The sequence below is a fragment of the Actinokineospora pegani genome (genome assembly GCF_009745975.1).
In the GTDB taxonomy this organism is placed as follows: Bacteria; Actinomycetota; Actinomycetes; order Mycobacteriales; family Pseudonocardiaceae; genus Actinokineospora; species Actinokineospora pegani.
Window position 1 is genome coordinate 17860 of record NZ_WHOL01000064.1, and the last position, 24962, is coordinate 42821.

10 protein-coding genes are annotated in these 24962 nt (G+C 75.5%); 2 read left to right on the forward strand and 8 right to left on the reverse strand.

What is annotated here, in order from left to right:
- Positions 1–9: 9 nt before the first annotated feature.
- The 7 genes from GCL84_RS08605 to GCL84_RS08635 form a co-directional block, all read right to left on the reverse strand.
- The gene (locus tag GCL84_RS08605; protein WP_156754862.1) at positions 10–10131 is read right to left on the reverse strand and encodes a non-ribosomal peptide synthetase/type I polyketide synthase; all 10122 of its coding nucleotides are present in this window, start codon (positions 10129–10131) and stop codon (positions 10–12) included.
- Between the two features lie 44 nt (positions 10132–10175).
- The gene (locus GCL84_RS08610; RefSeq protein WP_156754863.1) at positions 10176–11234 is read right to left on the reverse strand and encodes an HAD-IIIC family phosphatase; all 1059 of its coding nucleotides are present in this window, start codon (positions 11232–11234) and stop codon (positions 10176–10178) included.
- Positions 11231–12409 (reverse strand): acyl-CoA dehydrogenase family protein, encoded by a 1179-nt coding sequence (locus GCL84_RS08615; protein WP_235926092.1) that lies wholly within the window; start codon positions 12407–12409, stop codon positions 11231–11233. Before GCL84_RS08615 ends, GCL84_RS08610 begins: the two co-directional genes overlap by 4 nt.
- Complete coding sequence (locus GCL84_RS08620; protein WP_156754864.1) at positions 12406–12660, reverse strand: acyl carrier protein; 255 nt, start codon at positions 12658–12660, stop codon at positions 12406–12408. The genes GCL84_RS08615 and GCL84_RS08620 overlap by 4 nt, the downstream gene beginning before the upstream one ends.
- 23 nt (positions 12661–12683) lie before the next feature.
- A complete protein-coding gene (locus GCL84_RS08625; protein ID WP_156754865.1) occupies positions 12684–13580 on the reverse strand; it encodes a 3-hydroxyacyl-CoA dehydrogenase family protein in 897 nt (298 codons plus the stop codon).
- Positions 13581–13582: 2 nt separating this feature from the next.
- Positions 13583–17290, reverse strand: coding sequence for an FkbM family methyltransferase (locus tag GCL84_RS08630; RefSeq protein ID WP_156754866.1), 3708 nt, complete (start codon positions 17288–17290; stop codon positions 13583–13585).
- A gap of 395 nt (positions 17291–17685) precedes the next feature.
- On the reverse strand, positions 17686–18348 hold the full coding sequence (locus GCL84_RS08635; protein ID WP_156754867.1) for a hypothetical protein: 663 nt from the start codon (positions 18346–18348) through the stop codon (positions 17686–17688).
- A gap of 207 nt (positions 18349–18555) precedes the next feature.
- On the opposite strand from GCL84_RS08635, the gene GCL84_RS08640 reads away from it, so the two are divergent.
- On the forward strand, positions 18556–18762 hold the full coding sequence (locus GCL84_RS08640; protein WP_156754868.1) for a hypothetical protein: 207 nt from the start codon (positions 18556–18558) through the stop codon (positions 18760–18762).
- A gap of 355 nt (positions 18763–19117) precedes the next feature.
- On the opposite strand, the gene GCL84_RS08645 is transcribed toward GCL84_RS08640, so the two are convergent.
- A complete protein-coding gene (locus tag GCL84_RS08645; RefSeq protein ID WP_156754869.1) occupies positions 19118–22198 on the reverse strand; it encodes an AfsR/SARP family transcriptional regulator in 3081 nt (1026 codons plus the stop codon).
- A 666-nt stretch (positions 22199–22864) separates the two neighbouring features.
- Here GCL84_RS08645 and ligA point away from each other — a divergent pair.
- Positions 22865–24856 carry an NAD-dependent DNA ligase LigA gene (ligA, locus tag GCL84_RS08650; protein WP_156754870.1) on the forward strand — a complete coding sequence of 664 codons (1992 nt, stop codon included), beginning with the start codon at positions 22865–22867 and terminating at the stop codon, positions 24854–24856.
- The last annotated feature ends 106 nt before the right edge of the window (positions 24857–24962 follow it).

Consider the following 24962-nt stretch of genomic DNA (forward strand, 5'->3'; position numbering starts at 1 on the left):
GGTTCTGGGTCAGGCGGGGACCGGGGTGCGCACTCCGGCTGTCACATCGGCCAGGACGTCGGCGAGGACGCCCGCGAGGGTCGCCGGGTCCTCCACCGGGGCGGCGTGCGAGCCGGGGACGACCCGGGTGGTGAAGTCCCCGGCGGCGCGGGCCCGCCAGCCCTCGGCCGAGGCCGGGGGCAGCAGCGGGTCGGACTCGGCGACGACGGCGACGACCGGGGCGCGCAGCGGCGTCCTGGGCGGGCCGTCGAGCGCCCGGCGGTGGTCGGTGGACAGCACGTGGTCGGCGCGCAGCGCGGCCAGGCACTGGGCGAAGACCGCCGGGTCGTCGACCACCGCGTCCGGCAGGACACCGCGCATGGCCTGGGCCAGCTCGGCCGGGTCGGCGGTGTCGAGCCTGCCCGCGGCGTCCTGGATGGCGAGCATGCCCTCGGTCAGCGGTGCGTGCGGCGGCTGCGCGCACGCGGCGACCAGGGCGACCGGCTCCGGGCCGTCCTGCGCCCGGTGCGCCAGCTCCCAGGCCAGCCAGGAGCCCTGGCTGTGCCCGAGGAGCACGGTCGGCAGCGGGGAGCGGCGGTCGAGCGCGGCGCCCACCTCGGCGACGACCTCGGCCATCAGCGCGGCGGGCGGCTCGGCCTCCCGGCCCTCGCGGCCGGGCAGCCGGACCCCCAGCAGCTCCACCCCCTCGGGCAGGTGCCGGGCCAGCGGGGCGTGCGCCAGGCTCGTCCCGCCGTTGCCCGCGGCCACGACGACCCGGGCGACCGGGTCCTCGACCGGGCGCAGCACCCGCAGCCACGGCTCGTCGTCGGCGGCCCCGGCGGGGACCTCCTCGACAGCGAGGCCGAGTCCCGCCAGGACATGCGCGGCGATCGCCGTGCAGCCGGTGGGGCGGAAGGCGACCGCGGCCGGGACCGCGACCCCGGTGCGCCTGCCGACCGCGGCGCGCAGCGCGGCGGCGGTCAACGAGTCGACGCCCAGTTCCGAGAGCGGCCGGTCGCCCGGCACGGACCCGGCGGGCACGCCCAGCACCGGGGCGGCGCAGGCGCGGACCAGCTCGACCGCCTCGGCCAGCCGGGCCGGGCCATCGAGCGCGGCCAGCCGGTCGGGCAGGCCCGCCTCGGCCGGGGCCCGGTCGGCCCCGGCGCGCGGGGCGCGGGTGCGCTCGCGCCAGTCCGCCAGGTGCGGCAGCAGGTCGGCGAGCTGGTCGCGCAGGTCGGCGGGCAGGTCGAGGGCGTCGGCCACGTCGGTGACCGAGCCGCTCTCGATGGCCGACCACAGCGCCCGCTCCTCGGCGGGGACGGCGTCGGCCTCGGTCGGCGCCCAGTACCGCTCGTCGCGGAACCGGTAGCCGGGCAGGTCGACCACCGCGGCCGGGCCGGTGAGCGCGGCCCAGTCGACCGGGTGGCCCGCGGCGTGCAGCGCGCCCAGGTTGGCCAGCAGCGCGTCCGGGCCGCCGTGGTCGCGGTGCAGCGACCCGACGACGACCGAGCCCACCTCGGCGGCGGCGTCGGCCAGCGGCACCGCCAGCACCGGGTGCGGGGACAGCTCCACGAACACCCGGTGCCCGTCGTCGAGCAGCAGGCGCAGCGCCTTGTCGAACCGGACGGTCTGGCGGACGTTGGCGCACCAGTACGCCGCGTCCAGCTCCGCGCCGCCCGCGGGCTCGCCGGTCACCGTGGAGTAGAACGGCACCGCGGTCGGCCGTGGGGTCAGGTCGGCCAGCAGCGCGGCGATGGCGGGCAGCACCTGGTCCATCTGCTCGTTGTGCGAGGCGTACGCGTTGACGATCCGCCTGCAGAACACCCCGCGCGCCTCGGCGGCGGCCAGGAACTCGGTCACCCCGTCGGCCGGTCCGGCCACGACGGTGGAGGACGCGGTGTTGACCGCGGCGACGGACACGCCGGGCAGCCCGGCCAGCCACTGCTCGACCTGCTCCACCGGGGCGTCGACGAAGCCCATCCCGCCGCCGGTGAGGCCGCGCACCACGCTGGAGCGCGCCCACACCACCTGGGCGGCCTCGCCCGGGGTGATCGCGCCCGCCACGGTGGCGGCGACGACCTCGCCCTGGGAGTGGCCGACCACCGCGTCCGGCTCGACGCCCAGCGCGCGCCAGGCGGCGGCCAGGCCGATGCCGGTCGCGGTGAGCGCGGCCTGCACGGTGTCCGGCTGGAGCATCTCGGCCCGCTCGGTCTCGCCGCGCAGCACCGGGACGACGGAGTACCCGGACAGCCGGGCGAACTCGGCGTCGAACTCGGCGACCGCCTCGGCGAACTCGGGCGACGCGTCCAGCATCCGGGCGCCCATGCCGACCCACTGCCCGCCCTGTCCGGGGCACACGAACACCACCGGGCCCAGCGGCCTGGCGGTGTCCCTGGCGGTGTTCGGCGTGGCCTCGCCGTCGGCCAGCGCGCCCAGCGCGGCGACCAGGCCCGCGGTGTCCACACCGGACACCGCGGCCCGCTCGGCGTGGTGCGCCCGGCGCAGCGCCGCGGTGGCGGCGACGGCGCGCGGGTCCACGTCGGGGTTCTCGGTCAGCCACGCCGCCCAGGACCGGGCCTGGTCGCGCAGCGCGGTCTCGTCCTTGGCGGACAAGGGGAGCAGGACCGGCGCCCCGGCGGGGGCGGCCGCCTCGACCTCGGGCGCCTGCTCGATCACCACGTGGGCGTTGGTGCCGCCGATGCCGAACGAGGACACCCCGGCCCGGCGCGGGCCCGCCGGGGCCCACGGGCGGGTCTCGGTGCTGACCGCGAACAGCGCCGGGTCCAGGCCCAGCTCCGGGTTGGCAGCGCGGAAGTGCAGGCTGGGCACCGTGGTGCCGTGGTGCACGCACAGCGCGGCCTTGATCAGCCCGGCCACCCCGGCGGTGGCGTCGGTGTGGCCGATGTTGGTCTTGACCGAGCCCAGCAGGCACGGCTCGGCGCGGTCGACGCCCGCGAACGCCTCCTGCAGCGCCTGGACCTCGATGGGGTCGCCCAGCCTGGTGCCGGTGCCGTGCGCCTCGACGTAGCCGACCGAGGCCGGGTCGACACCCGCGCCGGCGTGCGCGGCGGCGATGACCTCGACCTGGCCGCGCACCGCGGGGGCGGTGAAGCCGACCTTGGCCGACCCGTCGTTGTTGATCGCGCTGCCGCGGATGACCGCGTACACCCGGTCGCCGTCGGCGAGCGCGTCGGACAGCCTGCGCAGCACCACCGCGGCCACGCCGTTGCCGAAGACCGTCCCGTCGCCGTCGGCGTCGAACGCCCGGCAGGCGCCGTCGCTGGAGACGACCAGGCCCTCCTGGTGCAGGTAGCCGTGCACCAGCGGCAGGGTCACCGTCGACCCGCCGACGAGGACGGCGTCGGACTCGCCGCGCAGCAGGCTCTCCCTGGCCAGGTGGGTGGCCACCAGGCTGGTGGAGCAGGCGGTCTGCACGGTCAGCGCCGGGCCGCGCAGGTCGAGCTTGTGCGCCACGCGGGTGGCCAGGTAGTCGTTCTTGGTGGCGACCATGCCCCGGTAGAACGCGGCGAGGTCGGTGCGGTCGTCGGCGCGGTAGCCGCCGTGGCCCGCCCCGGCGAAGACCCCGATGCGGCCCGCGAAGTCGGCGGGCACGATGCCCGCGTCCTCCAGCGCGGTCCACGAGGTCTCCAGGAACAGCCGGTGCTGCGGGTCCATCAGCTCGGCCTCCGACGGCGAGCAGCCGAAGAACCCGGCGTCGAACCGGTCGGCGTCGGCCAGGTGGCCCTTGCGCCGCACGTAGCCGGGGTCGGCCAGCAGGTCGGCCGGGACGCCCGCGGCGAGCAGCTCCTCCTCGGTGAACTCCACGACGGACTCCACGCCACCGGTCAGGTTCGACCAGAACGCGGCCAGGTCCGGGGCGCCGGGCAGGCGGCAGGCCATGCCCACGATCGCCACCGGCTCGTCGGCGGTGATCCGGCCCGCGGTGCGCGCGACCGCGGTCCGGCCACCGGAGAGGTGTTCGGACAGCGACCGCACCGTGGGGTGGGCGAACAGCGCGGCGAGCGGGAACTCGCGGCCCAGCGCGGCCACGATGCCCTGGTGGGCGCGCAGCGCGGTCATCGATGTGGCGCCCAGGTCGAAGAACCCGCGGTCGGGGTCGACCGGGCCGCCCAGGACCTCGGCCCACACCGACGCGACCACACCGGCGACGTCGTCGCGCGGGCCGTCGTCGAGCACCGGGGCGGCCTGGGCGGGGGCGGGCAGGCGGAGCAGGGCGTTGCGGTCGACCTTGCGGTTGGGCGTGTGCGGCAGCTCGTCGAGCCGCACGATGTGCGACGGGCGCGACTGCGCGGGCAGCCGCTCGGCGAGGAAGCCCGCCAGGTCCACGCCGGCCGCACTGTCCACTGTGTCCGTTCCGGACCAGTACAGGACCAGCTCGGGGTAGGCGGGGTCGTCGGCGCGGATGACGCAGGCGCAGACCACCACGTCCGGGTGCTCGGCCGCCGCGGCGTCCAGCTCGCCCAGCTCGATCCGGTGGCCGCGCAGCTTGACCTGCGAGTCCTTGCGGCCGCCGAACTCCAGGCCGCCGTCCGCGCCGCGCCGGGCCAGGTCGCCGGTGCGGTAGAGCCGGGCGCCGGGCAGGTCGGAGAACGGGTCGGCGACGAACCGCTCGGCGGTCAGCTCCGCCCGCTGGTGGTAGCCGCGGGCGACGCCCAGGCCGCCGATCGCCAGCTCGCCCCAGCTACCGCGCGGGACGGGGCGGCCCGCCGGGTCCAGCAGGTGGGTGGTGGTGTTGGCGATCGGGTCGCCCAGGCGCACCGGCTGGTCGCCGCGCACCCGCCACACCGTCGACCACACCGTGGTCTCGGTGGGGCCGTACATGTTCAGCACGGTCCCCCGGCACAGCGCCGTCAGCTTCCTGGCCAGGTCGGGGTCGAGCGCCTCACCGCCGACGAGCACCGCGTCCAGCCCGGCGACCAGCGCCCGGCCACCCGCGTCGGCGACCAGCATCCTGGCCAGCGACGGGGTGCACTGCAGGTGCGTGGGCCGGTGGTGGGCGTAGGCGGCCCAGTCGGCCGCCGCGCCGGTGCCGACGACCACCCGGTAGCCCCGGGTGAGCGTCCACAGCAGCTCCAGCGTGGAGATGTCGAACGACAGGCTGGTCACCGCCAGCCAGGTGTCGCCCTCGCCGCCGCCGACCGACTGGTCCATGCCCAGGCAGAAGTTGGCGAACTGGGCGTGCTCGAGCAGCACGCCCTTGGGCTTGCCGGTCGAGCCGGAGGTGTAGATGGCGTACGCCAGGTCGGTCTGCGCCGGGCGGTCTGCGCCGGTCGCGGGCGCGGGGCCGGTCTGGTCCACGCGCACCAGCTCGGCGCCCGGGACCTCGGTGCCGGGGCCGCCGAGCACGACGGTCAGGCCGCTGTCGGCGACAACGTGCTCGCGGTAGGCCGCGGGGTAGCCGGGGTCGAGCGGGACGTAGGCGGCGCCCGCCAGCCAGACGCCGAGCACGGCCACCGAGAGCAGCGGTGTGCGCGGCAGGCTGACACCGACCAGGGAACCGGGGAGCACCCCGGCCTCCCGCAGCGCGGCGGCGACGCCGTGGGCGCGCTCGACGGTCTCGCGGTAGGTCAGCTCCAGGTCCGCGCCCGCCAGGTCGGCGCCGACCAGGGCGACCGCGTCCGGGGTGCGCGCTGCCTGGCGCAGCACCAGGTCCAGCGCGGTGTCCGGGCCCAGCGTCGCCGGGTCGACCACGCCCGCGCCTGCCGCGACCCACTCGTCGTCCTCAGTGGACTGGGCGGGCAGCGCGCCGACCGGGCCGGTCGGGTCGGCCACGGCGGCGGCCAGCAGCCGCTCGTAGCCCGCGAGCAGCCTGCGGGCGGCGGCGCCGTCGAGCGCGCCGGGCAGGAACTCCAGCTCGCCGCGCAGGCCCTCGCCGCTGGGGGCCAGGGTCAGGCCGAGGTCGAACTTGGACGCGCCCGCGACGTTGCCCGCCACGCTGCCGATCTCCGGCAGCCGCCAGGCCAGGTCGCCGTCGCCGACGGTGGGCAGCTCCGCGCTGCCGTAGTTGAACACGGCGCGGAACAGCGGGTTGTCGTCGCCGGAGCGCTCGACGGCCGCGGCGGCGACGATGTCGGACAGCGGGACGTCCTGGCGGGCCAGCACCCCGCTGACCCGCTCGGCGGTGCGGGCGACCAGCTCGTCGAAGCCGGGGTCGCCGGTGAGGTCGCAGCGCAGCGGCAGCGTGGTCACCAGGAAGCCGACGACCGGCTCCACCCCGGCGAGCTGCCGGTTGGCCCACACGGTGCCCAGGGCGAAGTCGTCCTGGGCGCAGACCCGGCCCAGCAGCGCGGCGAAGCCGCTGAGCAGCACCGCGTACGGGGTGGTGCCCAGCCGCGCGGCCAGCTCCTCGACACCGGAGCGCAGCGCGGGCGGCAGCGTGAAGTGCAGTGTGTCGCCGCCCTCGGGCGTGCCGTCGGCCTCGGCGGGCGGCAGGGCCAGGCGGGGCGCACCGGCGAGCTGGTCGGCGTGCCAGCGCACGGCGTCGGCGAAGCGGCCCGCGCGCTGGGCGGCCCGCTCCCACCGGGCGACGTCGCCCAGGTGCAGGGCAGGTTCGGCCAGCTCGGGCCCGCCGCCCGCGAGGAAGGCGTGGTAGGCGGTGTGCAGCTCGTGCAGCAGCAGGGTCAGCGACCAGCCGTCGACGACGGCGTGGTGCAGGGTGAGGCAGACGACCTGCTCGCCCGGCGCGGTCAGCACCGCGCAGCGCAGCAGCGAGTCGCCCGCCAGGTCGAACGGGGCCAGCTCCTCCGCGCGCAGGGCCTCGGCCAGGGCCGCGGCGTCGGCGACCTCCCGCTGGCGCACCGGCACCGGGGCGGTCTCGGCGACGACCTGGACGACGTCGCCGTCGCGGCCGTGCAGGCCGGTGCGCAGCGCCTCGTGCCGGGCCACGGCCCAGTCCAGGGTGCGGGCCAGCACGTCCGGGTCGATCGGCGTCGCGGGGCGGATCTTGACCGCCACGTGGTACTCGGCGGTGCCGGGGCGCAACTGCTCCAGGAACCACAGCCTGCGCTGGGCGTCGGTGGCCGGGTGCAGGTCGCGCTCCTCGGCCCGCTCGACCGCGGGCGCGGCGGCGGGCAGGTCGCCGAACACGCCGAGCAGGTGTTCGGCCAGCTCGGCGGGGGTGGGGTGGGCGAACGCGGCGTTGGCGGCGAGCGCGCACCCGGTCAGGGCGGTGAGCCGGTTGCGCAGGTGCAGCGCGGTCAGCGAGTCCATGCCGACGTCGGCGAACCTGCGCCGCGCGGCCACCGGCTCGTCGCCCGCCAGCACCGCGGCGGCCTCGGCGCCGACGACGCCGGTCAGCCAGGCGCGGCGGTCGGCCTCGGGAACGGCCGCGAGCCGGGCCCGCAGGCTGGTGTCGTCGGCGGTGTCGGTCAGGGCCTGGCCCGCCTCGCCGACGACGACCGACTGGTCGACCCAGTGCCGAGTGCGGTGGAAGGCGCAGGTGGGCAGCGCGACGGCGTCGCCGGGCCTGGCCCCGCCCAGCAGGCGCGCCCAGTCGACCGGCACACCCTGGGCGTGCAGCGACCCGAGCGAGCGCAGCACCTGGTCCCAGCCGCCCGCGCCGCGGCGCAGGGTGCCCGCCACCGCGCCGCCGGTCTCGGCGGCCGCGCCGGTGAGCACCATCCCCAGCACCGGGTGCGGGCTGATCTCGACGAACACGTCGTGCCCGGTGCGCCCGAGCCCGGCCAGGGCCAGGTCGACGCGCACCGTGTCGCGCACGTTGCGGCACCAGTACCCGGCGTCGAGCGCCGAGCCGTCCACGACGGACCCGGTGACGGTGGAGCAGAACGGGACCCCGCCCGAGCGGGGCGCCAGCCCGGCGAGGTCGGCGCGCAGCGCGGGCAGCAGCGGGTCGACGTGGGCGCTGTGGCCCGCGGCGTCGGACTTGACGCGCTTGCAGTACACCCCGCGCCCGGCCATGGCTTCGACCAGCTCGCCGACCGCGTCGTCGTCGCCGGAGACGACGACGGAGGAGGCGGTGTTGACCACGGCGACCGACAGCGCGTCGCCCCACGGGGCGATCGCCGCGGTCGCGGCGTCCACCGGCAGGTCGACGAAGGCCATCCCGCCGCGGCCGCTGCACTCGCGCAGCAGGCCCCGGCTGCGGGCGGCCATCAGCAGCGCGCCGTCGGCGAGGGACAGCGCGCCCGCGACGACCGCCGCGGCGACCTCGCCCTGGCTGCTGCCGACCACCGCGTCCGGCTCGACGCCCAGCGAGCGCCACACCTCGGCGAGGCCGACCATGACCGCGAACAGGGCGGGCTGGAGCACGTCGATGCGGTCGAACGGGGGCTCGTCGCCGGTCCCGGCCAGCAGCTCGCGCACCGACCACCCGGTGTGCGGGCGCAGCGCGGCGTCGCAGGCCTCGACGGCCGCGGCGAAGACCTCGGAGGTCTCCAGCAGCTCCCGGCCCATCTCGCGCCACTGGGCGCCCTGGCCGGGGAAGACGAACACGACCTTGCCGCGGTCGCCCGCGACGCCGGTGACCGCCTCGGCCGCGCCGTCGGCCAGCGCGCGCAGCCCGCGCACCGCCTCGGCCCGGTCGGCCGCGACCACGGCGGCGCGGTGGCCGAGGTGGGCGCGCAGCAGCGCGGCGGTCCTCGCGACCGCCGGAAGGTCGGCGTCGGAGGTCTCGAGCCAGTCGGCCCAGGACGCGGCCTGGGCGCGCAGCCCGGTCTCGTCGGCGCCGGAGACCAGCACCGGCACCGGCCCCGCGACGGGGGCGGGCTCGGGGGCGGGCTCGGGGAGGTTGGCCGGGGCCTCCTCGATGACCACGTGGGCGTTGGTGCCGCTGATGCCGAAGCCGGACACCCCGGCCCGGCGGACCCGCTCGCCGCGCGGCCACGGCACCGGGTCGGTGGCCAGCAGCAGGCCGCTGGTGGCCCAGTCCACGTGCGGGGTGGGCTCGTCGGCGTGCAGGGTGCGCGGGTGGCGCTCGGCGGCCAGCGCCAGCACGACCTTCATCACGCCCGCGACGCCCGCGGCGGCCTGGGTGTGGCCGATGTTGGACTTCGCCGAGCCGAGCACGACCGGGCGGTCGGGGTCGCGGCCGGGGCCGAACACCCCGGCCAGCGCCGTGGCCTCGATCGGGTCGCCGAGGCGGGTGCCGGTGCCGTGCGCCTCGATGGCGTCGACGTCGGCCGGGTCGAGCCCGGCGGCGGCCAGCGCGTCGCGGATGACCCGCTGCTGCGCCGGGCCGTTGGGCGCGGTCAGGCCCTGGCTGCGGCCGTCGGAGTTGACCGCGGTGCCGCGCACCACGGCCAGCACCCGGTCGCCGTCGGCCCGGGCCGCCGAGAGCCGCTTGAGCACGAGCATCCCCGCGCCCTCGGCCCAGCCGCCGCCGTCGGCCGCGGCCGAGAACGCCTTGCTGCGCCCGTCCGGGGCCATCGCCCGCAGCCTGCTGGACTCGACGAACATCGCCGGGGAGACCATGGTGGTGACGCCGCCCGCGAGCGCGGTGTCGCACTCGCCCGCGCGCAGCGCCGCCACCGCCAGGTGCAGGCTCACCAGCGACGCCGAGCAGGCGGTGTCGACGGTGAGCGACGGGCCGCGCAGCCCCAGCGCGTACGAGACGCGGCCGGAGATGACGCTGCCCTGGATGCCGGTGCCCTGGTAGCCGTCGAACGCGGCCAGCGGGCCCTGGTCGTAGTCCGAGCGCATGGCCCCGACGTAGACGCCGGTGCGGGTGCCCGCGAGGGTGGGCGCCGGGGTGCCCGCCCGCTCCAGCGCCTCCCACGCGGTCTCCAGCACCAGCCGCTGCTGCGGGTCCATGGCCCTGGCCTCGCGGGCGGAGATGCCGAAGAACCCCGGGTCGAAGTCCTCGATGCCGTCGAGGAAGCCGCCCTGGTCGGCGTAGGACTTGCCCGCCGCGGCCGGGTCCGGGTCGTGCAGGTCCAGGTCCGCCCAGCGGGCGGGCAGCGGGCCGATGGCGTCGCCGCCGGAGTCCAGCAGCGACCAGAACTGCTCGGGGGTGCGCACCCCGCCGGGGAAGCGGCAGGCCATCCCCACGATCGCGATGGGCTCGGTGCGGACGGCCGCCACCTCCTCGGCCAGTTCGGCGTTGCGCTGCTGCAGCTTCCGCACGGCGGCCATCGCGCGCCGCAACCGCTCGTCGTGCGCGTCGCTCTGCGTCATGCTCTCTCCCACTGGGCGGCCCGCTGGGCGGGGCCTGGACTCGGTCAGCCGACCTGGACGGTCATGTACGGCGGGAAGCCGGGGACCTCGGTGCCGTCGTGCTCGAGCACCACCACACCGCCGGACTCGGACACCTCGCGGAACCCGGCGAACTTGTAGGTGACGTACATGGTCCGGTTGCGCTCGGTCGGGACGAACTCGGCGCGCAGCGCCACCCCCGCCGCCGCCGCCTCGCGGATGAGGTGGTTGAGCAGCACCGACCCCACGCCGCGCGACATCACCCGGCAGGACATGAGCAGCAGCTTGACCGTCCACGCCCGCGCCCCGCGCTCCACAAGGGACAGACCGATCTGGCCGTAGGTGCCGTAGCGGTCGTCCAGGGAGGCGATGAGCAGGTCGTGGTCGGCCGAGCGGCGGAACTCGTCGAGCTCCTCGTAGGAGTAGGTGTAGCCGGTGGCGTTGAGCTGGTTGGTGCGCACCGTCAGCTCCTCGGCCCGCTGCAGGTCGAGCCGCTGGGCCGGGGCGATGGCGAAGCGCATGTCCAGCGCGGCCAGGAACTCCGCCGGGGTGCCGTCGTGGCTCTGCTCGGCCTCGCTGCGCTGGGCGTCGGCCTGGTACATCACCCGCCTGCGCTTGGCGTTGTCGGTGACGAACCGCGGCACCATCCGCTCCAGCGCGGGGATCGCCCCGAGGTCGGCGGCGTCGAGGCAGAGCACCTCGGGCAGCGCGTGCGCCACCTCGTCGCGCTCGAAGGGCTGGTCGTCGACGAAGGCCAGCGTGTCGACGCCGATGTTGACCGCCGCGGCGATGGCCGCGACCGACGCCGACTTCGGGCCCCAGTTGATCTGCGGGTGCAGCAGGTACTCCGCCACGCCCAGTTCGACCAGCTTGGCCATCGCGGGCCCGTGCTCGTTGCGGCTGGCGACGGAGTTGAGGATGCCGCGCTCGTCTAACTCGCGCATGACCTCGAGGACCCCGGGTCGGAGCCGGACTTCCCCGTCCTCGAGCAGGATGCCGTCCCAGACGGTGTTGTCCAGGTCCCACACCACGCACTTGACGGTCTTGGCGGTGGCCTCGTCGCGGACCGGGTGGGCGAGCGTCACTTGAAACCCCCGAACTCGTGGAAGGCGTGGTCGGCCAGGCCGACCTGGTGCAGTTGGGTGGTGCCCTCGATGACCTCCATGACCTTGGCGTCGCCGAGGTAGCGCTGGACCGGGTACTCCGACCCGCACCCGTTGGCCCCGTGCACCTGCACCGCGTCGGAGGCGGCGCGCACGGCGGCGGTGGAGGCGGTGTACTTGGCCAGCGAGGCCGCGGGCAGGGCGGCCGGGTCGCGCCGGTCGCGGCGCACGCCCGCGTCCAGGCACAGCAGCCGGGACGCGTGGTAGTCGGCGTACATGTCGCTGATCAGCCTGCGCACCAACTGGTGCTCGCGGATCGGCGCGCCGAACTGCTCGCGGGTGTCGGCGTAGGCGACCGAGGCGCCCAGGCAGGCGGCGATGATGCCCACCGAGCCCCAGGCCACCGTGTAGCGGCCCAGGTCGAGCGCGGTCCCGGCGATCTGGGTGGTGCCCAGGCCGGGGCGGCCGAGCAGGTGGTCGGCGGGCACCCGGACCCCGTCGAGGTGCACGTCGGCGGTCATCGAGGCGCGAATGCCGATCATCCCGGTGATCAGCCGGGTGCGCACCCCCGGCCTGCTCCGCTCGACCAGCACCGCCGTGGGCCCCTCCGGGCCGCGGGCCACGACCAGCAGCAGGTCGGCCACGTGCCCGTAGGTGATCCACTTCTTGTGGCCGTGCAGCACCAGCTCGTCGCCGTCGCGCTCGACCCTGGTGCGCACGGCGGTGGCGTCGCTGCCCACCTCCGGCTCGGACAGCGCCAGCGCCGCCACGCACTCCCCCGAGGCCAGCCGGGGCAGCCAGGTCTCCCGCTGCGCGCGGGAGCCCCAGCGGGCCAGCACGTGCGCGACCATGGTGTGCACCGTCAGCAGGCTGCGCAGCGACGAGCAGCCCCGGCCCAGCTCGGCGGCGAGCAGGCCCAGGGTCACCGCGTCGCAGCCGCCGCCGCCGTACTCGGCCGGGATCGGCAGGCCGAGCAGGCCGCGGCGGCCCAGCTCGTCGATGACCTGCGGTGGGGTGTACTGCGACCGGTGCAGGTCATCGGCGATCGGGACCACCCGGCGGTCGACGAACTCGGCGAACCCCGCGCACGCTGCCACGTGCGCGGAGCCGAGCAGGCCGTCGTCGACCGCGCGCGCCCGGTCGAGGGTGGTGCTCACGAGGCCACCGGGGCGGACAGCTTGCCCCGCACGAAGCGCTCCAGCGCCGCGACGGAGCGGAAGTTGTCCAGCTCGAGGTCCTCGTTCTCCACGACGACGGCGAACTCCTGCTCGACGAACGCCACGAGCTGCATGGCGAACATGGAGCTGACGAAGCCGCGCTTGAAGATGTCGTCGGTGTCGGCCAGGTCGGACACGGGGAAGTACCGGGACAGGTAGCCGATGACGCGGGTGCGGATGTCGGTGCTCATGGTTCCTCGCTTCTGGTGTGCGGTCAGCGGTAGGTGTGGAAGCCCCGGCCGGTCTTGCGGCCGTGCAGACCCGCGTCGACCATCTTCTTGAGCAGTGGCGCGGGCCGGTACTTGTCGTCGTTGTAGCTCTGGTACAGCACCTCGACGGACTTGAGGATGGTGTCGAGGCCGATCATGTCCGCCGTCTCGAGTGGACCCATGGGGTGGCCGAAGCAGGTCTGGAAGATGCGGTCGACGTCGCGCGGCTCGGCGACGCCGTCCTGGACCAGGAACACCGCCTCGTTGATGGTGAGCATCAGCACCCGGTTGGAGACGAAGCCCGGGTAGTCGGCGACGACCGTGCCCTCCTTGCCCATCCCGGCCAGGAAGCGCCTGGTCTCGTCGATCGTGTCGTCGGCGGTGTGGAAGCCGCGGATGACCTCCACCATCGGCTTGAGCGGCACCGGGTTCATGAAGTGCGTGCCGACCACGCGCTCGGGGCGCCCGGTCAGCGAGCCGACGCGGGTGATGGAGATGGCCGAGGTGTTGACGGCGAAGACCACCCCCGGGCGGCAGATCCGGTCGATCCGCGGGTAGATGTGCCGCTTGACCTCCCAGTCCTCGGTGACGTTCTCCACCACGAAGTCGGCCGCGGCCAGCGCGTCGTAGTCGGTGGTGAACTCGACCTCGTCCAGGGTGGCGCCCAGGTCGACGTTCCTGGCCGCGCCGAACATGGCCATGCCGCGCAGGCTCGACCGCAGCTCCGCGCGGGAGCGGGCCAGCACCTCGTCGGAGACGTCGACCAGCACGACCCGGTGGCCGCTGGTGGCGAGGCTGTGCGCGACGCCGACGCCCATGACCCCGGCGCCGATGACGCCGACGGTGGCGTGCTCGGGGCGGTCGGCCGCGGTGTTGTCGACGTGTTCGATCGTCTGGGTCATCGTCAGTCCCGAATCGCGTAGAGGTTGTGGATGTCGGTGCCGCGGTAGAGCTCGTCCTGGATGGCGACCACGCGGAAGCCCTTGTCCCGCAGCAGGTCCCCGAGCAGCTCGACGCGACCGTCGGCGCCGTCGTGCACCTCCAGGACGACCTGCCGGATCAGCGGCCAGTGCTCGTCGTCGATGCCGCGCACGACCGCCAGCTCGGCCTTCTGCACGTCGATCTTGATCAGGTCGATGCGGGTGATGCCGTGCTCGCGGATGACCGAGCTCAGGCTGCGCAGGGTGGCGGTGAACGGGACCGCCTCCAGCCGCACGTCCATCAGCTCGTCGAGGTCGGCGCCCGCGTCGTCGCCCTGGTTGCCGATGATGGCGATCAGGTTGTTGCGCTCCTCCTCGGTGTCCGGGTGGAACGAGGACATGCCGGAGCTGCGCGGGTAGAAGGTCAGCTCCGCCGTTCCGTCCGCATCGGACAGACCGGCGTTGACCAGCACCGCGTTGACGCCGTAGCGCTCGGCGTTGGCGCTGAGGTGCTCGAACATCGGCGGGGCGGGCTCGAAGGCGTAGACCTTGACGTCCTCGGCCTCGTGGTGGGCGAAGAGGGTGAACAGGCCGATGTTGCCGCCCACGTCGACGACCGTGTCACCGTCGGAGATGGTGATGCCGCGGCTGGCGTAGCCGCGGTTGTCGAAGATGTCGTGGTAGAAGTGCCGGGTCTCGGCCTCGTTCTGCTGCGAGACGACCAGGCCGTTGGGCAGGGTCAGCAGGTTGCGGCCGGTGACCGCGTCGACGGCCTCCACGTCGGCGTCGCGGCCCTCGACGAGCGCGGCCTGCGCGGCGATGGTCGGGTGCGCGTAGAGCTGGCGCAGGGTCAGCTCGACGCCGAAGCGGCGCTGCACGCGCAGGGCCAGCCGCGACGCCGACAGCGAGTTGCCGCCCAGGTCGAAGAAGCTGGCGGTGCGCGGGATGTCGTCGGTGGGCAGCAGCCTGGCCCACAACTCGCGCAGCCCGGCCTCGGTGTCCCCGCCGTCGGTCGACGCCGCCCCGGCGGGGGCGGGCGGATTCTCAGTGGGCAGATCCGCGGGCAAATCTTCGGTGGGCAGCGAGGCCCAGTCCAGGTCGGCGTCGGCCAGCCACAGCCTGCCCAGCGCGGTGAGCAGCACGGCGGTGTCGTCGCGCGGGTCGAGCGAGTGGCGCATGGCCGCGACCACGCCGCCGGGGTCGCCGTCGCGGACGGCGGCGACCATGCTGCTCAGGCCCTGGCCGGGGCCCGCCTCCAGCAGCACCCGGTCCTCTGCGACCACGCGCAGGCCGTCGGCGAAGCGGACCGGGCTGACCAGGTGCCGGGCCCAGTAGCCGGGGTCGGTGGCCTCGGCGTCGGTGATCAGGTCGCCGGTGACGTTGGAGACGTAGGGCACCCGGGGGGCGCTGTGCCGCAGGCCGCGGGCGATCTCGGTGACCTGGTCGGCGATGGGCGCCATCAGCGGGGTGTGGAAGGCGTGCCCGGAGCGGACCGGGCGCACGACCACGCCGCCGCCGGTCAGCACCGCGCGCAGCTCGGCGACCTCGCGGACCGGGCCCGCCACCACGCAGAACTCGGGGCCGTTGACCGCCGACAGCGCGAGCGACCCGGTCAGCTTCGGGGCCAGCTCGGCCTCGGGCAGGCTCACCGCGAGCATCGCCCCGGCGGGCAGGGTCTCGAAGAGCTTGGCGCGCCGGGCGACCAGCAGCAGCGAGTCCTCCAGGCTGAGCACGCCCGCGAGGCAGGCCGCGACGTACTCGCCGAGGCTGTAGCCGAGCATGACCTCCGGGCGCGCGCCCCAGCGCTCCCACAGCCGGGCCAGCGCGTACTCGACGGTGAACAGCGCGGGCTGGGCGACGGCGGTGCGGTCGAGCTCGACCGGCGCGCGGTCGTCGCCGCGGCCGAGCAGGGCGCGCAGGTCCAGCTCGCCGCCCGGGCGCGCCCCGGCCGAGGTGAACAGCGCGGTGCGGATGTCGAGGCCCAGCTCGGGGCGCAGCACCTCGGCGCAGTGGTCGACGGTGGCGGCGAACTCGGGGAAGTCCCGGTACAGGCCCGCGGCCATGTCCGGGTGCTGCTCGCCGAGGCCGGGGAACAGCAGGCCGAGCCCGCGCGGCCCGGCCGCGGGGCCGCTGCTGCCGATCGACAGCGGCTCCGGGGTGGCCACGACGGCGCCGCGGTGGCCGCGCAGGTCGCCGCCCGCCAGCACGCGGACCAGGTCGGGGGCCGCGGCGGCGGCCGAGACCGCGGCGTCGGCCGCGGCGACCGCAGCCGGGTCGGGCCCGGCGAGCAGGGCCAGCCTGCCGCCGGTGCCCGGCGCGGTCGCGGGCGGTCGGGCAGCGGTCAAAGTGGCGTCCATCGGCCTCTCCTCGAGGGGGTGGGGTGGGCGGAGCGGGACGACCCGGCGGGCCGGGTCGGGTCGGTCGGTCAGGTCGGTCGGGTCGGTCACCACGCGCAGCGCGTCGACCAGCCGGTGGGCGAGCGAGGCCGCCGACGCCGCCGAGGCGGAGCCGACGAGCACGGCGGCGACGCGGGTGCCGCCCGGTCGCGCGGCGGCGACCGCGCCGGGGCGCAGCAGCAGCCGGGCGGCCAGCACGCCGGGGTGGCACGCCACGGCGGGCCAGCCCCGCACCCCGCGCACCCGGCCCGGCTGGGCCACCGCGAAGCGCACGGCCGCGCCCCTGGTGGCCTGCCGGGGGGCCGCCCGGTCGCGGCCGAGCGCGTCGTCGAGGACGAGCGCGACCGGGTCGAGGCCGGGCACGGCGTGCCCGAGCAGGACCGCGCCCCACGCGGGCGGCAGCCTGGGGTGGACCTCGCCGACCGCCGGGCCCTCGGCGCCGAGCCGCACGGCGACGTCGAACACGCCGTGCCGCAGGCCCAGCGCGTCGACCGCGGCGACCGCGGCCGCCTCGACCAGCGCCCGCGTCGCCGCGGGCAGCTCGGCGGGGGCCCGGTAGGCCAGCGCCTGCCCCCGGCCGTCGGCGGGCGGCTCGGCCTCGGCGACCAGCAGCACCCGGGGCGCGGCGCCGAGGAAGGCCCCCACCACCGCGTACGCGGGCCCGTCGACCAGCCGCTCGACCAGGAACGGCCTGGTCGTGCCGCCGGTCGCGGCCCGCACGGCGGCGGGCAGGTCGGCCCGGTCGTCGACCCTGGTCGTGCCGCGCCCGCCGCAGCGCTCGGCCGGGCCGACCAGCCACGGCCCGGGGACCGCCCGCAGGAAGGCGTCCGCCCCGGCCAGGTCGGCGACCCGCAGCCACGGCGGCTGCCGCAGCCGCGCGTCGGCCAGCGCCCGGCGGGCCCTGGCCCCGTCGCGCGCGGCCAGCACCGCGGCGACCGGGTTGGCCCGCACGCCCGCGGCGACCGCGGCCGAGGCCACGGCGAGGTCGCCCTCGCCGTCGGGGTCCTGGCCCAGGCCCAGGACCGCGACCGGCCTGCCGTGCGCGGCGGCGCGCGCCCTGGCCCAGGACTCCCAGGCCAGCGGGCCGGTCCGACCCACCAGGTCCACCGTGTCGGCGCCGATCGCGGTCACCGGGTCCACCGCGGTGGCCGGGTCGGTGACCGCCACGTGCACCCGCAGGCCGCGGGAGCGACCGGCGGCGACCGCGTGCCGCAGGTCGTCCCGGTCGGCCGTCAGAGCCTCGGCCGAGACCACCAGCACCACCTCGGCATCAGCGTCAGCGCGCGCAGCAGTCATGGTCGTCCGCCTCGGGAAAAGGTGTTGTGTCCAGTCGCGGGATTTCGGTGGGAGAAGACACCAGCCGCGCGCCACTCGGGCACACCACTTCGACCGTGAAACCATCTTCTTGGCACGGGCCTGGAAAGTCAACCCCCCGCCCCGGCGATTCTTTCGGCGATTTTTCGACAGACCGGAAAAGGCCGATATCGCCCCAGGTGGTCCCACCTGGGGCGATATCGGCTCCGAGCCTGTTCGTGCAGCTCATCCCATGACTTCGAGGACATCCTGCGCGTGGTAGAAGGTCTTTCCAGAATTCTTGTAGCGACGCCACCCGTGCTTGTGGGCCAACCAGTACACACGATTGGCGGGCACACTCCAGATCTCCGCGATATCAGCCACGCTCAAGCCCGCCATCACACACCGACCCCTTCTTCCTGGCGAATCCGGTGCAAAGCCCCCCAGGCCGTCACCGGCCATTCGTGCTCGTCGTCGGCCGAGCAGCGGACCGCCGACGGGCGCCGCCCCGCGTCGGGCGCGCGCAGCGAGGCGGTGATCTCCCCCGCGCACTCCCGGACCGGGCAGCGGCCCAGCGGCACCCGCTTGGCGCGCACGGGCCGCATCACCCGGTCCACCCACGAGTGCGCCTCGCCCACCTCGTCGGCGAAGTCGCCCGCGGCCGGGTGCGCGGCCAGCCAGCGCAGGTGCCGGGCCAGGAAGGCCGCCATCGCCGGGATCGACCGGGCCGGGGCGCCGATCCCGCGCTCGTCCACCACCAGTTGCGACCAGCTCGCCAGCACCTCGACCACCCGCGCCCGCGCCTCGACGGCGGTGAAGTTCATCGGGATGCCGGGCATCCGCCCGCCCGAGACCCGCTCCGCCGTCGGCATCGCCGCGTTCAGCGCCCGCACCGCCCGCTCGTGGGCGCCGGGCAGCCCGACCAGCTTGTGCTCCACCGACCGCGCGCAGGGCGCGCACAGCAGCAGCCCGGCGATCGCCAGCCCCCGGCCCCCACCGGGACAGTGCCGCGCGGCGCACGGGGTCCCCGCCGCCGCCGTCCGTGTGTCGTCGTGGACCACGTCCACTCCCCTCCCGCTCGACCCGGGCTCGACCCGGGCATGGGCAGGACTCTGGCGGCGCGCGACATCGATCCGCCATCGGTCGCCCATCAATGGCGGGGCCCGGTGACCGATTCCCGTTCGATAGCGAGTCAGAGGCGGCGCCGGTTTGTCTTTACCCATCAGCCCCGGCACGTCGGGGGGAGATCACCGAGGAGGGGACACTCGATGCCCAAGGGTCACCAGAAGCCGAACCAGGTCACCACGCTCGCACGGAAGCTGCTGGTCAGCACGGCCGCCGCACTGACCGTCACGGCAGGCGCCGCCCTCGCCGCCACCGCCGCCGCCTCGGGCGCCGCGGTGGTCGGAGCCCCGATCGACACCCACTGGTCGGCCCCCGTCACCGTGGAGTGCGACACCCACTGGCGCTGCTGAGCACCCCGCCCTCTTCAGTGCGCCCGCCGCTATCGGCCGGGCGCACTGCCATGTCCGGACCTTTCGCGGGGTGCTGGATCGGGTGGCCAGGGGCCTCCACGACGATCACGCGCGTCAGGCGAGAAGGGAGGGGAAGGGCACCCCCACGCCCTCCCGAGGCTCGCACACCATCCGCCGCCCCGCCTGTGGACAACCGCCCTCGGCGCGCCGGAACTGTCCGACCCCACCGGTAGCGTGGAAACCGGGGGGCCGAAGGCCACGCCGCCGGTCACCCACTCCCGCTGAAGCCCACCCGGCAGCAGACCATTCGGCAGCAGAGCATTCGGCAGCAGAGCATCCCGAGACCGGCCCGCGCTCAGCCCACCTGCCCCCACCGGCGCTCGTCCTCGCGGAACTCGGCCCGCAGCCGCTCCGCCTCCGCCGGGTCCAGGTTGTCCAGCAGGCTGTCGGCCACCACCGCAGACATGCGGCTCTGGTCCGGTTCGCCCGCCGCCTGGTGCGCCCGTTCCAGTGCCAGCAGTGCCCGGGCCTGCCACAGCACCGCGCCCTGGGCCTCGAACAGCTCCAGCGCGGCGCGCAGGTGCCCCACCGCGGAGGTGTGCGCGCCGTCGGCCAGGGCGATGTCGGCGAGGCCGTGCAGCGCGCGGCCCTCGATCAGGCGCTCGCCGACCTGCCTGGCCGTGGTCACCGCCTCGACGAAGGTCGCGGTGGCCTGGTCGCGCCTGCCGTCGTCGCGCTGCACCGCGGCCAGGCCTGCCAGCGCGTGCGCCTCGCCGATGCGGTCGTCGGTGGCGCGGACCAGGCGCAGCGCGTCGGTCAGCGCGTCCTCGGCCGCGGCCAGGTCGCCGGTGTGGTGGTGCGCCTCGCCCAGCCGGAAGGTGGCCTGGGCCTCGACGCGCACGCAGCGGGTGCGCCTGCTGATCTCCAGGGCGCGGCCGAGCATCTCCTTGGCCCGGCCGTGCTCGCCGTCGTCGAGGCGGGCGCCCGCCATGTTGTAGAGCACGTGCGCCTCGCCGACCTCGTCCCCGGCGGCGCGCAGGCCGATCAGCGCGGCCTCGTACTTGGCGGCCTGGGCGGCGCGGTCGCCGCGGAGGCCGTCGATGAAGGCCATGTTGCGCAGGACCAGGGCGTGCCCGTAGTCGTCGCCCTCCGCGGCGAAGATGCCCGCGGCGGGCTGGAACAGCCGGGTGGCCTCGGTCAGCCGCTTCTGGAACATGTGCAGCGTGCCCAGCGAGTAGCGGGCGGCGGCGAAGCCCTTGCGGTTGCCCGCGGCCTCGGTGGTCCGCAGCGCGGTCAGGCTGGTCTCGCGCCAGTCGTCGAAGTAGCCCTTGGACTCGAACAGGGTGACGGCGGTCAGCGCCAGCTCCCAGCACAGCTCGTGGTGGCCCAGCTCGGCCGCCTGGTGCACCGCGCAGCACAGCGCGCGCCGCTCGGCCTCCCACCAGCCGCCCGGGTCCGCGACCACGTCGTCGAGGGCCTCCTCGGGCACCGCCTGTTCCGGGGTGGTGCCGGTGAGCAGGGTGTACTCGCCGCCGTACTCGTGCCGGTGGGCGACCCTGGTCAGGGTCAGCCAGCCGCCCAGGGCGGTGCGCAGCGCGTCGGCCTGCTCCTGCGGCGGGTCGGCGGCGGCCAGCTCGCGGGCGTAGACGCGGACCAGGTCGTGGAAGCGGTAGCGCACGTGCCGGGTGGACGGGGTGACCACGTCGATCAGGTGCGCGTCGACCAGGCTCTCCAGCACCTCCTCGGCCTCGGCCGGGTCGGCGTCGAGCAGCAGCGCGGCCGTCCACGCGGCGAAGTCGGGGGTGTCGAGGCCTGCCAGCCGCCGCAGCAGCCGCTGCGCCTGCTCGCTCAGCGACCGGTAGGCCAGGGCCAGGGTGGGGCGCAGCTCGATGCCGCCGTGGGCGAACTCGTCGAGCCTGCGCTCCTCGTTGTGCAGCCTGCGCACCAGGCTGCTGACCCGCCAGTGCGCGCGGCCGGCGAGCCGGGCGCCCGCGATCCGCAGGGCCAGCGGGAGCCCGCCGCACAGCGCCGCGAGCTCGAGGGAGTCGGGCAGCTCGCCGAGCACCCGGTCGCTGCCCGCGATCCGGCCGAGCAGCTCCAGGGACAGGTCGGCGTCGAACACGTCCAGCGGCACCGGGACCGCGCCGGGGATGCCGCTGAGCCTGCGCCTGCTGGTCACGATCACCGCGCAGTGCGCGGCGCCGGGCAGCAGGGCGGTGACCACCCGCTCGTCGACGACCTCGTCGAGCACCAGGAGCACCCGCTTGTCGGCCAGGGTGCTGCGGTAGAGGGCGGCGCGCTCGTCGGGCTCGCTGGGCACCGACGCGCCGGGCACGCCGAACGAGCGCAGGAACCGGGACTGGGTGGCGGCGATGTCGTCGGCCCAGGAGCAGCCGTCGACGGTGGTGTAGAGCTGCCCGTCGGGGAACGACTCGGCGAGCAGGTGCGCGGCGCGCACGGCCAGCGCGGTCTTGCCGACCCCGCCCTTGCCGGTGATCGCGACGGCGCGCATCGCCCCGTCCTCGAGGTCGACGGCGGCGCGGATGGTGGTCAGCTCGGCCTCGCGGCCGGTGAAGTCGGGCAGCGCGGCGGGCAGCTCGCGCGGGACCACGGCGGGCTTCTGCGCCACCGGGACCGCGGTGGGGCGCGGGGCCGCGGCCGCGGGCGGCTCGGCGTCGGGCACCACGGCGTCGAGCGCGGGCTCGCGGTTGAGCATCGCCTGCTCGAGCTCGCGCAGCCGGGCGCTGGGCTCGACGCCGAGCTCGTCGGCGAAGGCCGCGCGCACCCGCCGGTAGCAGTCCAGGGCGTCGGCCTGCCTGCCCGCGCGGTAGAGCGCCAGCATCAGCGACTCGTGCAGCCGCTCCCGCCACGGGTGGCGGCCGACCAGGTCGAACAGCTCGCCGATGACCTCGTCGTGCCTGCCGAGGGCGATGAGCAGCCGCAGCCGGTCCTCGACGGCGCGCAGCCGCTGCTCGTCGAGCAGGACCGCCTCGCGGCGCACGAGCTCGCTGTCCACGCCGAGCAGGGCGGAGCCGTCCCACAGCGCGAGGGCCGCGCCCAGCGCGGCGGCGGCGGCCGCGGGCCTGCGGCACTCCTCGTGCTCGCGGGCGGTGGTGGTGAGCTCGGTGAAGCGCAACAGGTCGAGCTCGTCCGGGGCGACGTCGAGCAGGTACCCGCCCGCCTTGGTGACGATGGCCTCGGGCCTGCCGACCTGGGCCAGCACCCGGCGCAGCGCCGAGACGCAGATCTGGATCTGGGACCGGGCGGTCGCGGGGGGGTCGTCACCCCACACCGCCCTGGCGAGCACATCGACGGGGGCGACCCGGCCAGCGCGCACGGCGAGCACCGCGAGGGTCGCCTGCTGGCGGGGACCGCCGATGTGCACGGATCTCTCCTCGTGCACGAGCTCGAGCGGCCCCAGGACTCTGACCCGCATCACATTCCCCGGCGATCGGCGGTCCACAACAACGAGCGAAACGCGTTTCCAGTGCGGGGAACGCGAGCTGACGTCGGTTTCCTTTTACCCCGCCGCAATGACAGTCCGCCCCTCGTCAGCAATCGCAGATCCGGGACACAGTGTAGGACACCACGCGCCGCCGTCGACCGTCTTCTCGCACGTCACCCTCATCCCGTGACAGGCGCCGGGCCAGGTGGCCACCCGGTCACCCGAATGGGCCGACACGCTGGTCCGGGCCTTGTTTTCCAGCGATCCGCCGGGCCTGTCAATAACGGAGAGCGACGTTGTGAAATACCAGCGGGGTCTTCCCGGAAATGACGCCGAACGGACGAAGGAACGCCCCTGAACGGCTGCCGGAGCACCGCGGGCACGGGCAAAGCCGCGCCACTCTCCGTGATCGAACTCGACACCAGGGTAACGCCTGCGGCCAGGCGTCGCGGGGAGTGGTCGCCCATCCCCGCTGAGCAGGCATTTCCCGAATTCTTTGTGAGCGTTGTCATACATGTCCGGAACCTGCCATTTCGCGTCCACAGTGGACCAACCCGGCCCGGGCGCCCCTGCGCCGTGCCGGTTCCGCTGGGAACAGTTGGCGCGCAGCGGAAGTCCTGCCGGGAACTGTCGGTGGGCGGGTATAACGTCTGCGCCGTGGACGCTCGGGAACGTATCCAGGAACTCGCCGACCAGGTCGTGGCGCTGCGCGACGCCTACTACCGCGGCTCGCCGTCGGTGGCCGACGCCGAGTACGACGCCATCGAGGACGAGTTGCGCGGGCTCATCGAGGCGAACCCGGACCTGGCCCCGGACCCGAACCCGCTGGAGCAGGTGGGCGCGCCCGCGGTGCTGCACGCGCCGGTCCGGCACTCGCGGCCGATGCTGTCGCTGGAGAAGGCGACCAAGGCCGAGCAGGTGGCGGCGTTCCTCGCGCGCTTCCCCGGGCAGTCGGTGGTGGTCATGCCGAAGCTGGACGGGCTGTCGCTGGCGGTGGTCTACGAGGACGGGCGGCTGGCCAGGGCGATCACCCGCGGCGACGGGACCACCGGCGACGACGTGACGCCCCTGGTGCGCGCGCTGACCGACGGCGTGCCGGACCGGGTCGAGGCGCCCGGGCGGGTGGAGGTGCGCGGCGAGGCGGTGATGCTGCGCTCGACCTTCGCCGCCTACAACGCCGCCCACCCGGACAAGCCGCTGATCAACCCGCGCAACGCCGCCGCGGGCACGCTGCGCGCCAAGGACCCGGCCACCGTCGCCGAGCGCAGGCTGCGGTTCCTGGCCTTCGACCTGATGACCGAGACCGACTCCGCCGACGCCGACCTGGAAGCCGGGCTGACCGCGCTCGGGTTCACCGTCGCCGACATGCGCCACTGCGTCGACGCCGAGGCCGCGCAGGCGGTGATCACCACGATCGAGGCCCAGCGCAACGAGCTGGACTACGACCTCGACGGGGCCGTGCTGCGCCTGGCCGACCGCGACGCGTTCGCCGCCGCGGGCACCCGGTCGAACTCCCCGCGCGGCGCGCTGGCGTTCAAGTTCGCCGCCGAGGAGAAGACGACGGTGCTGTCCGATGTGGTCTGGGACGTGGGCAAGACCGGCAAGATCGCCCCGGTCGCGCACCTGGAGCCGGTGTTCGTCGGCGGCACCACCGTCACCCGCGCGACCCTGGCCAACCAGGAGGTGATCCGCGCCCGCGGCATCCGGATCGGCGACACGGTGCTGGTGCGCCGCGCGGGCGACGTGATCCCGTTCGTCGCGGGCGTGCTCGACGCCGCCCAGCGCACCGGCGCCGAGCGCGAGATCGTCCCGCCCGCCACCTGCCCGTCGTGCGGCCAGGGCCTGACCGAGCAGGGCAACAGCCGCGAGCTGTTCTGCACCAACGTCGCCTGCCCGGCGCAGACCGTGCGCAGGCTCATCCACTGGGCCTCCCGCGCCGCCGCCGACATCGAGGCCGTGGGCGGGGTGTGGATCGAGCGCCTCGCCGAGGCGGGCCTGCTCGAACAGCCCTCCGACTTCTACCGCCTGAGCACCGGGCAGCTCCTGGAGTTCGACCGCATCGGCGAGGTCTCGGCGGCCCGCATGATCGAGTCCATCGACGCCAGCCGCGCGGTCGGCCTGCGCCGCGCGCTGATCGGCCTGGCCATCCCCATGGCCTCCGAGGGCACCGCCACCCGCCTGTGCCGCGCGGGCTTCACCTCCCTCGAGGAAGTCGCCGACGCGGGCGAGGAACGCCTGGTGCAGGTCGAGGACATCGGCCCCAAGGTCGCCGCCTCCCTCACCGAGCACCTCACCCGCCTGCGCCCCGAACTCGACCGCCTCCGAGCCCAGGGCGTCTCCCTGGACGTCCGCGAGGAAGACCTCCCCCCGCGGATCTCCGCCGACGCCCCCCTCAAGGACAAGACGGTCGTCATCACCGGGACCATCAGCGACCCCCGCTCCGGCGAGAAGATCCCCCGCCCCACCTTCCAGCGCCTGTGCGAGAGAGCGGGCGCCACCACCGCCACCTCGGTCTCGGCCAACACCGACATGCTCATCACCGGGGCCGACGTGGGCGCCAGCAAGATCGCCAAGGCCGAGAAGCTGGAGGTCCGAGTGGTGGACCAGTCCGAGATCTGGCCCCTCCTCATCACCGCGGGCCTAGCCTGACCCAGCCCCCGGCCACGAGTACGGGACTGTCCAAGGTCAGCTCGGTGGCTTCCGGCCTGAACCCACTTGGCCCCGGGGACCCCGGAGGACACCCACCAGTCCAGGA

What these genes read in the sequence shown, in the direction of transcription:
- GCL84_RS08605 (WP_156754862.1), bottom strand. Translation starts at nt 10,131, where the DNA reads ATGACGCAGAGCGACGCGCACGACGAGCGGTTGCGGCGCGCGATGGCC.
- GCL84_RS08620 (WP_156754864.1), bottom strand. Translation starts at nt 12,660, where the DNA reads ATGAGCACCGACATCCGCACCCGCGTCATCGGCTACCTGTCCCGGTAC.
- GCL84_RS08625 (WP_156754865.1), bottom strand. Translation starts at nt 13,580, where the DNA reads ATGACCCAGACGATCGAACACGTCGACAACACCGCGGCCGACCGCCCC.
- GCL84_RS08630 (WP_156754866.1), bottom strand. Translation starts at nt 17,290, where the DNA reads ATGACTGCTGCGCGCGCTGACGCTGATGCCGAGGTGGTGCTGGTGGTC.
- GCL84_RS08640 (WP_156754868.1), top strand. Translation starts at nt 18,556, where the DNA reads ATGCCCAAGGGTCACCAGAAGCCGAACCAGGTCACCACGCTCGCACGG.
- GCL84_RS08645 (WP_156754869.1), bottom strand. Translation starts at nt 22,198, where the DNA reads ATGCGGGTCAGAGTCCTGGGGCCGCTCGAGCTCGTGCACGAGGAGAGA.